This window comes from Kribbella albertanoniae (assembly GCF_004348455.1).
GTDB lineage: Bacteria > Actinomycetota > Actinomycetes > Propionibacteriales > Kribbellaceae > Kribbella > Kribbella albertanoniae.
On the sequence record NZ_SMKA01000264.1, the window covers coordinates 1 to 13,307 of the forward strand.

Genomic DNA, 13,307 nt, shown 5'->3' on the forward strand with positions numbered 1-13,307 from the left:
GGAGGCCGAAGAGGGCCAGGGTCAGGGCGGCGAGGAGCCAGACCGCGGGGAGTTGGATGAGGGCGGCGGCGATGAGGCGGGGGAGTTGGGTGCCGACGTCGTTGACTGCCAGGCCGTAGGCGAGGCCGGCGGAGGTGCCGGCGGCGAGGAGGGCGACGGCTGGGCCGAGCAAGCTGAACACCAGGTGGCTCGCAGCCCAGTGGAGGCGGCTGGTTGCGGTGGCGAGGACGGGTTCGGCGCGGCCGCTGGTCTCTTCGGCGCGCAACCGCAGCGTCGCCTGTACTGCGTACGCCGACGCGATCAGCCCGGTGATCATCATGACGCCGACCAGGAACGAGTCGATCAGCCCGGCCGCACCACCCATCCGCTGGAACATCTCCTGGATCTTCGGATCGTCCCGCATCATGTCGCCGACCCCTTCGGCGACGCCGCCGAACAGCAAGCCCAGGAAGACGAACGCCGAGGTCCACGCAGCGAGCAACCCACGGTGCAGTCGCCAGGCCAACCCCAGCGGCGATCCCAACCGTCCCTCGGCCGGCCCGAGCCGAGCAGGCAACAACCCCGACCCGACATCACGCCGTACGGCGAGCTGAACCGCGGTCGCCACTAGTACGGCGGTTGCCGCGAGCAACAGTCCACCCAGCCACCAGCGGTTGGCGCCGTACGGGTGGATGCGTTGTGCCCAGCCGATCGGCGAGAGCCACGACAACCAGGCGAGCGGGCCGTCGGTATGCGCACTCGTGTCCCCGGCAGCACGTAGTACGAACGACGCCCCCAGTACGCCGATCGCCATCCCGCGTGCGGTCCCGGCGTTGGCGGTCAGTTGCGCAGCGACCCCGCCGACCGCGGCGAAGAACCAGCCAGCACTGGCGAATTCGAGGCCGAGGGCAACGGATCCCGCCCACGGCAGATCCTGACTGTGCATGCCCAGAGCAAGCAATCCACCGAGCACCAGATTGGCGCCGAAGGCAACCAGCAGCGCGGCGGCGAGCCCCGCGTGCCGCCCCACCACGCTCGACCCGAGCAGCTCGGAACGCCCGGTCTCCTCCTCGACCCGGGTATGCCGGATCACGGTGAGCAGAGCGATCAGCCCGACCATCAGCGGCACGAACCCGAGTCGCCAGGTGACGAATTCGCCGAGCGAGGTCCCGGACAGTTCGCCGTACAAAGTGATGAAGCCCGCGTTGTTCGCATAGCTCAGGCGCGATTCCGCGGTCGGGAACAGTTCGCCGTACGACGCCGCGTAGCTGACCGGGATTGCGCACAGGAACACGATCCACAGCGGCAGCAAAAGCCGGTCCCGGCGCAGGATCAATCGGACCAGGCCGAGAGTGCCGGTCATCGGGCCGCCTCCGGTTCGTACAGGCGCAGGAACAGCTCCTCCAGCGTCGGCGGCTGACTGACCAGACTCCGGACGCCGACGTCGACCAGCTGACGCAGTACGGCGTTGATCTCCTCGGTGTCGACGTCGAATCGCACCACCCCGTCCTCGAGGCGCAGATCGTGCACACCGGCCAGCGAGGCCAGACCGTTCGACGGACCGGCCAGCTCGGCGGTGATCGACGTCCGGGTCAGATGCCGCAGCCCGGACAGCGTCCCGCTCTCGACCGCGCGACCGGCCCGGATGATCGTGACCCGCTCACACAGCGCCTCGACTTCGGACAGGATGTGGCTGGACAGCAGCACGGTCTTGCCTTCGCCCGAACTGATCTCCTGCACGACCTCGCGGAAGACCTCCTCCATCAACGGGTCCAACCCCGAGGTGGGCTCGTCGAGGAGTAGTAGTTCGACATTCGAGGCGAACGCCGCGACCAGCGCGACCTTCTGCCGGTTGCCCTTCGAGTACGTCCGAGCCTTCTTCCGCGGGTCAAGGTCGAACCGTTCCAGCAGCTCGGCCTTGCGCTTCTTGTCGAGACCGCCGCGCATCCGGCCGAGCAGGTCGATCGCTTCGCCGCCGGACAGGTTGGGCCACAACGTCACGTCGCCGGGCACGTAGGCGAGCCGGCGATGCAACGCGGTCGCGTCCGACCACGGATCGCCGCCAAGCAGGCGCGCGGCCCCGTCGGAGCGGCGGGTCATGCCGAGCAGGATCCGGATCGTCGTGGTCTTCCCGGCGCTGTTCGGGCCGAGGAAGCCGTGCACCTCACCGGTGCGGACCGTCAGGTCGAGACCGTCCAGGGCGCGGGTGCGCCCGAAGGTCTTGACCAGGCCTTCCGTGTGGATCGCCGGAGCCGACATCAGTGGTCCTTTCGCAGGTTCTTCGCTTGTTCTGGGGTGAGTAGAGGATGGGAGAAAATGTCGACGAAGGCCCGGTTCAGCCGGGTGTAACCAGAGGTGGAGGCGAGGTCCTCGCCGAGGGCGAGCTCGAGCTGCTCGCGGAGGACATAGACGCCGAGCTTCATCGCCGTGATCACCGCGGACCACGCCCGGAAGTCATCGGTGACCACGCCGTGCGTCTTCGCCCACTCCTCGCCGTACTCGACGGTTTGCAGGAACAGGGCGGATGCGGTCTCCGAGCCGTCCATCATCGACCGGACGAGGTAGGTCTGCAGCGGGAACGCGACCGGCTGCACCGTGCCGACGTTCACGTTCTCCAGGCCCTGCTCGTCGATCAGCTCCCGGCTGAGCTCGAACATCCGGTCGCGGGCGTAGGTGTCACACGCCGCCCGCAACGCCTCCTTCGACCCGAAGTGATGGCGGACCAGGCCGGACGAGACGCCGGCCTCGGTGGCGATGTCGCGGATCGAGGCGCCCTCGATCCCGCGCTCGGTGAACAGCTTGATCGCCGCGTCCCGGATCCGGGCTCGCGCGGTCAGGTCGTCGTTCATACGTTCCCTCTCCAACAGAAGCTACACAGTCGAGTAGACAGCTACACGATCGTGTAGTCAAGTCGAAAGATGGTGACGTATGTGTGACGAAGATTGGTACCTCGTTGACAGGACAGCGCTTGCTGGTGTGGTTTCTTCCCATGATCAAACGGTGGCTGGGAGTCCTCGGAGCGCTCTGTCTGGTGATCGCGATACCGGGAACGGCGTCTGCGGCCCCACAAGAGGCAACACAGTCCGCGCGCAAAGTGGTCAAGGTCGGCGTCACTCAGGCGGTCGACTCGATGAACCCGTTCCTGGCCGTCCGGCTGGTCTCGGGATCGCTGCAGCGCTGGATGTACAGCTTCCTGACCGTGCCCGACCCGAAGAACCTGCAGCCCAGTCCCGACCTGGCCGAGTCCTGGACAACCTCGCCGGACGGGCTGACCTGGACCTTCAAGATCCGTACGGCGAAGTGGTCCGACGGCCAGCCGATCACCGCGGACGACGCCGCCTGGACGTTCAACAAGATGATGACCGACGACGCGGCGAAGGCCGGTAACGGTCCCGCGGTCGAGAATTTCACCAGTGTCACCGCGAACGGCCAGGAGCTGACGATCAAGCTCAAGGCACCGCAGGCGTCGATGCTCGACATTCCGGTCGCGATCGTGCCCAAGCATGTCTGGGAGAAGGTCACGGACATCGCGAAGTACGAGGCCGACCAGTATCCGACCGTGGGAAGCGGTCCGTACGTCGCGGTCGAGCACAAGAAGGACCAGTTCGTCCGGCTCGAGGCGAACAAGGACTACTGGCAGGGACCGGCCAAGATCGACGAGCTGCAGGTGATCTTCTACGACAACCCGGCCGCTGCGGTCGTCGGGCTGAAGAAGGGCGATATCGACCTGATCGGCCGGCTCGCCCCGCCGGACTTCGAATCGCTCAAGGGCGACGACAACATCGTCCAATGGAACACCGAGGGCCGGCGAGCGACGTACCTGCAGGTCAATCACGGCGCCACCACCAGCGACAACAAGCCGATCGGTGACGGTCATCCGGCGCTGAAGGACCCGCGCGTACGGCAGGCGCTGCACTACGGGATCGACAAGCAGAAGCTGGTCGCCGAAACGCAGAACGGGCTGGCCCGGCCGGCTGACGGATCGATCGTGCCGCCGCTGTACAAGAGCTTCTTCTGGGAGGCGTCGGGCGCTTCGAAGATCGGTTACGACGCGGCCAAGGCCAACCAGATTCTCGACGATGCCGGTTACAAAAAGGGTGCCGATGGCATCCGAACCATGCCGGATGGTTCGCGCAAACTAGCGTTCCGCTTCAGCATCCACACCGATGCGCCGAGCGAGGAGAAGCTCGCCGAGTACCTGACCGGCTGGTTCAAGGAGCTCGGCATCCAGCTCACCGCGCGCCGGCTCGACTCCAGCAAGTTCACCGAGGAGACCGGTACGACGGCCCTGTTCGACATCGCGATCAGCGGCTGGTCCGTGAACCCGGACCCCGAAGAGGTCCTCGGCACGCACCTCTGCAGCCGCCGGCCGACCGCATCCGGCCAGGGCGGCGGGACGGAGTCGTTCTACTGCGACCCGCAGTACGAGGACCTCTACAAGCAGCAGCAGAAGGAACTCGACCGTCCGAAGCGCGCCGACATCATCAAGAAGATGCAGGAACGCCTGTACGCCGACGCGCCGGTGATCGCTCTCTACTACCCGAACGATCTCGAGGGCTACCGCAAGGACCGGATCGCCAGCATCACGCCGATCCCCGAGGACAAGGGCCTCCTGTACGGCGGCAGCAGCTACTGGCCGTTCTACACCGTCGAGGCGGTGACGAAGGATGCTGCGGCCGAGAGCGATGGTGGTCCGAACCCCGGGCTGATCGCGGCCATCGCGGCGGCGGTCGTCGTACTGGCGCTCGGTGGTTTCGTGCTGGCGCGGCGGCGTCAGGGTGCTGCTGACGAGCGCGAATGACCGTCGTCATCGAGGCGGCCCCGGCCCGTCACGGGTTGCTGCGGTATGCGGCGACCAAGGCGGGCGGGGCGCTGCTGAGTATCGCGATGGTGGTCGTGGCGACGTTCTTCCTGTTCCGGATGCTGCCGGGCGATCCGGTGCGCGCGCTGGCGGTTGGACGCAACATGACGCCGGAGCAGCTGGATCTGGAGCGCGCGCGGCTCGGGCTGGACAAGTCGATTCCTGAGCAGTTCCTGCACTTCGTCGGGCAGACGCTGCGGTTCGACCTTGGTACGTCGTACGAATACAAGCGGCCGGTGCTCGATCTGATCGGTGAGCGGATCGGGCCGACGCTGTTGCTCACCGGGACCGCGCTGGTGCTGGCGGTCAGCCTGGGGATCTGGCAGGGTGCGCGGGCCGGGTGGAAGCCGGGTTCGCGGTTCGACCGGTTCTCCACGGCGATCTCGCTGGTGCTGTGGTCGGTGCCGACGTTCTGGCTTGGGCTGTTGCTCCTGATGGTGTTCGCGGCCGGCATCGGGCCGATCCCGGGGCTGTTCCCGACCCGCGGGATCTCTTCGGTGGATGCGCCTGATGGGTTCGGATATGTGCTGGATGTCGCGCAGCACATGGTGTTGCCGTGCTTGACCTTGGTGGCGGTGGTTTACGCGCAGTACCTGCTGGTGATGCGGTCGTCGGTGCTGGATGAGGTCGAGCAGGACTACATCACGACCGCCCGGGCCAAGGGGCTGAAGGACGACGACATCCGGCGCCGGCACGCCGTACCGAATGCGTTGCTGCCGACGGTGACGTTGGTGTTCATGCGGATCGGATTCGTCGTCGGAGGTGCGGTGACGGTCGAGGCGATCTTCAGCTGGCCGGGGCTCGGGCAGCTGTTCTACGAGGCGATCCGGGTGCCGGACTTCACGTTGATGCAGGGCACGTTCCTGCTGATCACGGTGTCGGTGATCCTGATGAACACCTTGGCCGACGTGATCTACCACGTGCTGGATCCGCGGGTGAGGTCGGTATGAGTAACTTGGCCTGGGTGCGGCGGCAGCGTTCTGTGCAACGGTTCTGGCGCGACTTCCGCACGCACAAGGCCGGTATGACGGGTCTCGTCGTACTGGCGGTTGCGGTGGTGCTCGCGCTGGTCGCGCCCTTGTTCATCGACTCCGGTGTCACCAACGTGGTCAGTGGCACGGGTGCGAAGCTGGCGCCGCCGAGCTGGGACTATCCGCTCGGGACTGATGAGTCCGGGCGGTCCGTGCTGCTGATGATCTGGTGGGGTTCGCGGACCTCCTTGCTGATCGGGTTCCTCGCGGCCCTGCTCAGCATGGTGATCGGGACCGTGCTCGGGATCGCGGCCGGTCATTTCCGGGGCTGGGCCGGCGCGATCGTGTTGCGGGTGACCGACTGGTTCCTGGTGCTGCCGTCGTTGGTGACCGCGTTGGTGCTGGCGGCGATTCTCGGTGGCAGTACGGCGACGATCATCATCGCGATCGGCGTGACGTCGTGGCCGTCGACCGCTCGACTGATCCGCGCGCAGACGCTCGCGGTCGAGGCCCGGCCGTACATTGAACGGTCGCTCGCCCTCGGCGCCGGCCACTGGCACATCACCACCCGGCACGTGCTGCCGAACGTCGCACCGTTGCTATTGGCAAGTACGACGCTCGAGGTGGCGAGCGCGATCGTCACCGAGTCGACGCTGGCGTTCCTCGGCGTGAGTGCGAACAAGACCTCCTGGGGGACGATGCTGCGCGGCTCGTACGACTGGGGTGCGGCGACTGCTGGGGCGTGGTGGTACATCCTCATCCCCGGTCTGTGCATCGTGGCCGTGGTGATGGCTTTCACCTTGTGTGGAAGGGCTTTGGAGACTGTACTGAACCCGCGGCTCCGGACTCGGGCGGCCCGATGATGCTCGAGCTGGACGATCTCTCGGTGACGTACCAACTGGCGGGAGGCGACGTGCCCGCCGTACGGGGAGTGTCGTTGTCGCTGGCCGCCGGCGAGGCTGTCGGGCTGGCGGGGGAGTCGGGGTCGGGCAAGTCGACGGTCGCGCTGTCGTTGCTGCGGCTGCTGCCGCGGACCGCCCGGATCGAGGGGCGGATCCTGCTGGACGGCGAGGATGTCGTGGCGATGAACTGGGGCCGGATGCGCGCGGTCCGGTGGTCGTCGGCGTCGATCGTCTTCCAGGGCGCACAGCACGGGCTCAATCCGGTACGGCGAATTGGCGAGCAGATCGCGGAGCCGTTGCTGGTGCATCGGCTGGCATCGCCTACCCAGGCTCGCGCCCGGGTGGCGGAGCTGTTGGAGCAGGTCGGGTTGCCGGGCTGGCGCGCGCGGAGCTATCCGCACGAGCTGAGTGGTGGCCAACGGCAACGAGTCATGATCGCGATGGCGCTGGCCTGTTCGCCGCAGCTCATCATTGCGGACGAGCCGACGACGGCGCTGGACCTGATGGTGCAGGCGCAGGTGCTGTCGCTGATCCGCGAGTTGATCGCCTCGCACGGGATCTCGCTGTTGATGATCTCGCATGATCTGTCGGTGCTCGCGGATGTCTGCGATCGGCTTGCGATCATGTATGCCGGGCGGTTGGTGGAGACCGGGCCGGCTGGTTCGGCGTTCCGCCATCCCTACAGCCAGGCTTTGTCCGCCGCCTTCCCCACGGTCGGCGATCCGGCGTCGCGGTTGGCTCCGCGTGGCCTCGCTGGTGACCCGCCGGATCCGCAATCCCTGCCTGGCGGCTGCTCGTTCCATCCCCGCTGCCCGGTCGCATTGGACAGTTGCGCCACGACACCGGTCGACCTCCGTCCGGCCGGTTCCCACCGGCACGCCGCCTGCGTTCTAGTGGAGGAAACGTGCTAGAGGCAACTGATGTGGTGGTCGAGTTCGGCCGGGCGCGTGCCGTCGACGGGGTGAACCTGTCCGTCGCCCCGGGTGAGATCGTTGCCCTCGTCGGCGAATCCGGTTGCGGCAAGACCACCCTGGCCCGGACGCTTCTCGGCCTGGAGAAGCCTCGTTCGGGCAACGTGTCCTACGAAGGCCGCCCGCTGTCCTATTCCGGTCGCGCGCTCCGCGCCTTCCGGCGGCAGGTCCAGCTCGTCCTGCAGGATCCGACGGGGTCGCTGAATCCACGCCATACCGTCTATGAAGCGGTTGCCGAAGGCCCCCGAATCCACAAGCTGCCCGACGAGGAAGCGGTCGTCACCTCGGCGCTGGCCCGGGCAGGGCTGCGTCCGCCGGAGCGGTTCTTCCTCCGCTATCCGCACGAGCTTTCCGGCGGTCAGCGACAGCGCGTGGTGATCGCCGGCGCGCTCGCGCTGGACCCAAAGATCCTGATCGCCGACGAACCGGTCGCCTCCCTGGACGCTTCCATCCGGGGCGAGATCCTGGCGTTGCTGCTCCGCCTCCGGGACGACCTCGGTCTCGGCGCACTCGTCGTCACCCACGATCTCGGCCTGGCCTGGAACATCGCAGACCGGGTCGCGGTCATGTACCTCGGCCGAATCGTAGAATCCGGCCGAACCGAGGACGTGCTCACGAACCCCCAGCACCCCTACACCCAGGCTTTGTTGTCGGTGCTGCCCGAGTCACCTGAACGCATCATCCTCACCGGCGAACCACCGGACCCCACTCAGATCCCCTCCGGCTGCCGCTTCCACCCCCGCTGCCAACTAGTAGCCGCCGGCAACGGCATCGACGCCTGCCACTCGACCCCGCTCCCCGTCCTTCCCGCGACAACCGACCCGCAGGTCGCCTGCCACGTCGTACAAGCACTGCAGGCCGCTTCGAGCTGACCTGCCGGACCCTGGGGGCCCGGCAGGCCGTTTCCTCACACCTCGTCGTCGTCCTCGGGGTCCTCGTCGGCGTCGGCGAGGGCCCACTTCAGCTGGAACTCGACCTCTTCCTTGTCCTCGGAGCGCTCGTGCTCGACACTGATCTGGGCGTTCTTCGGGACGGTGAAACGCTCTCCGGCGATCTGGATCCGGAACGGCTTCCCCGCCTCCAGGGCATCGGCCAGCCGGCGCAGCTTGGCGGCGAACTCGGCGACCGTGTAGTCCTTCTCGACATCTCTCTCACTCATGGCCCTATCCAACCAAACGCGGGGTTCTTCCAGGGCTTGACAATAGTTAACGGCTGATAGAACTATTACGGCATGGTGGAAGATCAGGTCGACCGGTTCTTCGAGGTACTCGCCGATCCGACCCGGCGCCAGGTGGTCCGGCTGCTCGGCGAAGGTCCGCAGCGCGCCGGTCAACTCGCGGTCGCCACGGGCTCGTCGTCACCTGCCATGAGCCGGCACCTGCGGATCCTGCTCGAGGCCGGCCTGGTCGCCGACGAGCGCGTCCCGGACGACGCCCGCGTTCGGCTCTTCCGGCTGAACCCCGAGCCTGTGGTCGCCGTCCAGGCGTGGCTCGACCAGGTCCAGGCGCACTGGCGTGAGCAACTCGGTGCCTTCAAACGACATGTGGAGAAGTCATGACTGCTTTGTCAGCAACAGCAACTGTCGAGGTCCCGGTCGACCCGGCGACCGCGTTCCAGATCTTCACCGAGGAGATCGACCTGTGGTGGATCCGTGGGCCGATCAACTTCTTCGACGCGGCCCGCGCCACTGCGATGCAGATCGAACCAGGCGTCGGCGGCCGCCTGCTCGAGGTCTATTCGCTGCCCGATGACGTGCTGGTGCTCGCCACCATCACCGACTGGGAACCAGGCGTCCGTTTCGCCTACCGCAGTTCGGTCGACGACACCGAAACCGAGATCACCTTCGCCGCCCACGACGACGGCACCCGAGTGACCGTCGTACAAGCTCTCGTCCCCGGCGGCGAGAAGGCCTTCTACTTCTGGGCGAACGTCATCCACTGGGTCCCCCGATGGATCGCCCGTCGCGACGCTGCGCCCAGTACGCCGCGCGAACTGGACCGCCTGGCCGTCGGCCTTTACTACGAAGACCCGGCGGCCGCAGCCCGCTGGCTGCACACGGTCTTCGGGCTCGACTCCTGGGGCAGGATCCCGGCCGAGGGGACCACGCCGTCCTGGATCGAGCTCAACGTCGGCAACTGCAGCCTGCTCTTGTTCCGGCGTACCGACGAGCGCCCACCGCAGCACGACCACACCACCTGGATCTACGTCGACGACCTGGACGCCCACTTCGCACACACCCAGGAGTCCGGCGCCAAGATCCTCTCCGAGATCCACCAGCACGGCTACCGTCGCTACGAAACCGAGGACCTGGAAGGCCACCACTGGACCTTCGCCCAGGCCCGCCCGACCCAGTAGATGGAGGAGTTGACCGGCGGCCGCATCACGCCAGGCGTCGTACGGATCGGGGATACCGTACGGCGCCCTGCGGCACCCGGAACTCCGGATCTGCTCCGGCTGCTCGAAGCACGTGGTTTCGCCGGGGCACCGCGCTACCTGGGCCAGGACGACGAGGGCCGCGACATCCTCACCTATCTCGAAGGGTGGGTCCCGGGTTTCAACGCTGGCAGAACGAGCAGATCGCGGCCTTCGGCGTACTCCTCCGCGCCTTCCACGACGCCACCCGCTCAGCTCCCCACCGAGTCATCTGCCACCACGACCCAGGCCCCAACAACACGATCTTCCGCGACAACCTCCCAGTCGCCCTGATCGACTTCGACACCGCCGAACCAGGCAGCCCGTTGGAAGACCTCGGCTACGCCGCCTGGACCTGGTGCATAGCCTCAAAACACAACGACCCCACCCGCCAAGCAGCCCAGGTCCGAGTCCTCGCCGACGCCTACGGGCTCACCCAGTTGCAGCGTGGCGCACTGGTCGACGCCATCCTCGAACGCCAGTCCCGCAACGTCCGCTTCTGGACCGAAACCACAGCCCAGGTAACCCCCCAACAACGCGCCGACCGCATCACCTGGTCCCGCCAAGAACACGCCTTCACCACAACCAACCGCCACACCTTCGACACCCACCTCCACTGATCGCGAGCGGGAGAGTGCCACCACCCGAAAACGACGGCTAGGACTCCCCAGCCCCCCGGGTCACCCGCCAGACAGCCGCACCCCGCCAACCTCACCCCGACCGCAGCTCACCAAGGCAACCCCAGCCGTCCGATCAGTGGAACCAAATGTGCACATACTGCCCACCACACTCCACAAAGACGCGGTCCGCACGGCACCCGACCGCCACAGCGTCCGACCATGCAGCGCTGCGAGGCGGCCGCGCGGCTGAGCCGATGGCGAGGCCGGCGACCGCGTGATCGCCGCCGGGGCTGACGGGCTACGGCTGGGAACAGTCGACCCGCCGCCAGACATGTGACCCGTTGCGGCCCCCCATCTCGACAGATCCCCGACTCTCCTGACTGATGTGTGGGTGGTTCACCGTCATACCCGTCACAACGTCCGAAGATCCGGAGACCACGCCCTCGGATCCTTCGGACGTTAGCCCCGAGCAGCGATTAACGTCCGACGATCCGGAGGTCAGGGTGTGCGGGTTCTTCGGACGCTAGCCCGTACGGCGCTCTGCTGGGCCGCGTGCAGGTTGGCCGGGGTACTGCGGTCACCTGGTGGGGAGTTCGGACATCTGGTCAGGTGTCCGGGGTCCCCACGTGGGTGTACGGGGTTCGGCGGTTCGGCTGGTTTCTGCGAGGGCTGGGGAGTTCTGCCGGTCGTTTTCGGGTGGTACGACTCCCCAGCCGCGCCGGGCAACCGCGTACAGGACCCCGAGCATCGAATCACCGCGGCGCGTCAGCAGACGGGCCTCGCTGCTGTCGGCGGCAATCACCGCCGGGCGTTCCCGGCCGCATCCGAGCGACGCGGCACCAGCCCCGCCGTACAGAACCCACACACCGAGCGGAGTGCCCGGATATCCCCTCAAGTGGGGGGTTGCCCACTGGAATTTTGAAGGGGCAACCCCAAGGCCGGTTAGTTAGTGGTCAGGGTGGTGTGTCAAGGATGTTGATGTTGATGGTGGCTTTGTAGGTGGTGCGGTTGATTTTGGGTCCGTGGGGTGGGTATTTGGAGGTGGCTCGTTTGACTGCGCGGGGGCTGAGACGGAGTCGGCGTGGGGGTAGGAGGTTGGCCAGGACGAGTTGGCCGATGTGTCCGACGAGGTCGATGACGGTGCCGGTGATGATGTTGGTGGCTTGGATGAGTTGGTCGCGGGCGGCGTTGAGGGCGATGGTGAAGCTGGCCCGGTCGGGGTCGGTGCCGGGCTGGGTGTCGGTGGCGTCGGTCATGGCGTGGCGCAGGATTTGGTAGGTGGTCAGGAGTGCGTAGACCTCTTGGGTGATGCCGTTGGGGGTGCGGGCGCGCAGGACGTGCCCGCCGAGGATGGTGTGTTTGATCGCGAGGTAGGTGGTCTCGATTTCCCAGCGCTGGTGGTAGAGCGTGACCAGGTCGAACGCGGGGTGGGTGTGGGGGTCGAGCAGGGTGGTGATGAGCCGGTAGCTGCCGGTGCGTTTGCCGTGGGTGGTCGCGATGGTGATCTCGGCGGTGATGACGCGGACCGTGGTGCCGTGCCACATCGACAGGTAGGACCCGTCGTGCAGGCGTTGCAGAACGGGGAGTTTGCGGTTGGTTTTGCAGCGGATCAGCAGTTCCGCGCCGGTGCTGGTGATCGCGGTGATGATGTCGTTGGTCGCCATTCCCCGGTCGGCCAAAACGATCATGCCGGCGCGCAGAGCACGCCGCAGTAGTGTCGGGGCGTAGCTGGTTTCGCCAACGCTGGACGGGCCGAAGACGGCGTCGATGACGGTGCGGGTGCCGCAACACACCACGGCCAGTAGCCGCAGGTGTGGATACGACCCGCTGTTGCCACTGGCTCGTTTGGTGAACTCGTCCAGGTTCGCGGTGGTGTCGGGCACCGACAAGGTCGTGCCGTCGATCGCGGTGACTAGCAGTCCTCGCCACCGCACCCAGCCCGTGGCGCTGGTGGGTCCGGGGCCCCGGAGCAGGTCGAACAACGCCTTCAGCGGCGCCGGCCCGAGCCGGCGCCGGGCATGGGTCAACGCGGCCGCGGTCGGTGCCGCCACTGTCAGGCCGCGCAGTCCGGCGACCAGCCGGTGCCATACCTGGCCATAACCATGATCGGTGAACAGGCACCCGGCCAGTAACAGATAGACCACCACCCGGGCCGGCAGCGCGCGGACCCTGGCCTGGGTCGTGCGGGTCTCGGCCAGGACCGCGTCGACCATCTCGAACGGAACATGCTGGGTCAACCCGCCCAGATGACCAGGCGCGAAAGCACCCTCAGCCACTGTGATCGTGCGGGTAATGACAGACTGAGCAGGCAGCGGAGCCTCATTAGGTAGCTGGTTGTCTCGCGAGGACAAACCTGTCTACCCAACGAGCTCCGCTGCTTCACGTTCAACACACCGCCTTGACACCACCCCAACCCGCCCTAACTAACCGGCCTTGGGGCTGACCCATCAAATGCCGGCAGAAGGAATCATTCGCCACCGCGGCGGGTCAGCCAACCGTCCTCCTCATGCACGGGCCTCAGCCGTAGCCCGAAAGCCCAGGAAGCCCGGAAGCCCGGGCAACGGAAACCGCGGTCACCGACCGAACCACCC

Annotated in this window: 13 protein-coding genes; 8 read left to right on the forward strand and 5 right to left on the reverse strand. The window is 66.9% G+C overall.

Annotated elements, in window-relative coordinates:
- From E1261_RS36435 to E1261_RS36445, 3 genes are all read right to left on the reverse strand, one after another.
- Nucleotides 1–1,342 (reverse strand): ABC transporter permease (locus tag E1261_RS36435; RefSeq protein ID WP_132414292.1); only part of this gene is annotated, 1,342 nt, incomplete at its 3' end.
- The gene (locus E1261_RS36440; RefSeq protein ID WP_132414293.1) at nucleotides 1,339–2,238 is read right to left on the reverse strand and encodes an ABC transporter ATP-binding protein; all 900 of its coding nucleotides are present in this window, start codon (nucleotides 2,236–2,238) and stop codon (nucleotides 1,339–1,341) included. The genes E1261_RS36440 and E1261_RS36435, both read right to left, overlap by 4 nt.
- Nucleotides 2,238–2,828, reverse strand: a complete 591-nt coding sequence (locus E1261_RS36445; protein ID WP_132414294.1) for a TetR/AcrR family transcriptional regulator — start codon at nucleotides 2,826–2,828, stop codon at nucleotides 2,238–2,240. Before E1261_RS36445 ends, E1261_RS36440 begins: the two co-directional genes overlap by 1 nt.
- Nucleotides 2,829–2,968: 140 nt before the next feature.
- On the opposite strand from E1261_RS36445, the gene E1261_RS36450 reads away from it, so the two are divergent.
- From E1261_RS36450 to E1261_RS36470, 5 genes are read left to right on the forward strand one after another with little or no spacing between them, the layout of a single operon-like run.
- Entirely contained in the window at nucleotides 2,969–4,780 is a 1,812-nt protein-coding gene (locus tag E1261_RS36450) for an ABC transporter substrate-binding protein (RefSeq protein ID WP_132414295.1), read from the forward strand.
- Nucleotides 4,777–5,790: an ABC transporter permease gene (locus tag E1261_RS36455; protein WP_132414296.1), complete on the forward strand. Its 1,014-nt coding sequence runs from the start codon at nucleotides 4,777–4,779 to the stop codon at nucleotides 5,788–5,790. Before E1261_RS36450 ends, E1261_RS36455 begins: the two co-directional genes overlap by 4 nt.
- Nucleotides 5,787–6,674, forward strand: coding sequence for an ABC transporter permease (locus E1261_RS36460; RefSeq protein WP_132414297.1), 888 nt, complete (start codon nucleotides 5,787–5,789; stop codon nucleotides 6,672–6,674). Before E1261_RS36455 ends, E1261_RS36460 begins: the two co-directional genes overlap by 4 nt.
- Nucleotides 6,671–7,624, forward strand: coding sequence for an ABC transporter ATP-binding protein (locus E1261_RS36465; RefSeq protein ID WP_132414298.1), 954 nt, complete (start codon nucleotides 6,671–6,673; stop codon nucleotides 7,622–7,624). Before E1261_RS36460 ends, E1261_RS36465 begins: the two co-directional genes overlap by 4 nt.
- The gene (locus E1261_RS36470; protein WP_132414299.1) at nucleotides 7,618–8,556 is read left to right on the forward strand and encodes an ABC transporter ATP-binding protein; all 939 of its coding nucleotides are present in this window, start codon (nucleotides 7,618–7,620) and stop codon (nucleotides 8,554–8,556) included. Before E1261_RS36465 ends, E1261_RS36470 begins: the two co-directional genes overlap by 7 nt.
- A 35-nt stretch (nucleotides 8,557–8,591) precedes the next feature.
- On the opposite strand, the gene E1261_RS36475 is transcribed toward E1261_RS36470, so the two are convergent.
- Nucleotides 8,592–8,843, reverse strand: a complete 252-nt coding sequence (locus tag E1261_RS36475) for an amphi-Trp domain-containing protein (RefSeq protein ID WP_132414300.1) — start codon at nucleotides 8,841–8,843, stop codon at nucleotides 8,592–8,594.
- 72 nt (nucleotides 8,844–8,915) lie between these two features.
- Here E1261_RS36475 and E1261_RS36480 point away from each other — a divergent pair, with 72 nt between their 5' ends.
- From E1261_RS36480 to E1261_RS45580, 3 genes are read left to right on the forward strand one after another with little or no spacing between them, the layout of a single operon-like run.
- Nucleotides 8,916–9,242 carry an ArsR/SmtB family transcription factor gene (locus tag E1261_RS36480; RefSeq protein ID WP_132414301.1) on the forward strand — a complete coding sequence of 109 codons (327 nt, stop codon included), beginning with the start codon at nucleotides 8,916–8,918 and terminating at the stop codon, nucleotides 9,240–9,242.
- The gene (locus tag E1261_RS36485; protein ID WP_132414302.1) at nucleotides 9,239–10,039 is read left to right on the forward strand and encodes a VOC family protein; all 801 of its coding nucleotides are present in this window, start codon (nucleotides 9,239–9,241) and stop codon (nucleotides 10,037–10,039) included. The genes E1261_RS36480 and E1261_RS36485 overlap by 4 nt, the downstream gene beginning before the upstream one ends.
- On the forward strand, nucleotides 10,006–10,716 hold the full coding sequence (locus E1261_RS45580; protein WP_338033970.1) for an aminoglycoside phosphotransferase family protein: 711 nt from the start codon (nucleotides 10,006–10,008) through the stop codon (nucleotides 10,714–10,716). The genes E1261_RS36485 and E1261_RS45580 overlap by 34 nt, the downstream gene beginning before the upstream one ends.
- Nucleotides 10,717–11,669: 953 nt before the next feature.
- Here the strand turns inward: E1261_RS45580 and E1261_RS36495 are convergent.
- Complete coding sequence (locus E1261_RS36495) at nucleotides 11,670–12,992, reverse strand: IS4 family transposase (protein WP_202875354.1); 1,323 nt, start codon at nucleotides 12,990–12,992, stop codon at nucleotides 11,670–11,672.
- Between the last annotated feature and the right edge of the window lie 315 nt (nucleotides 12,993–13,307).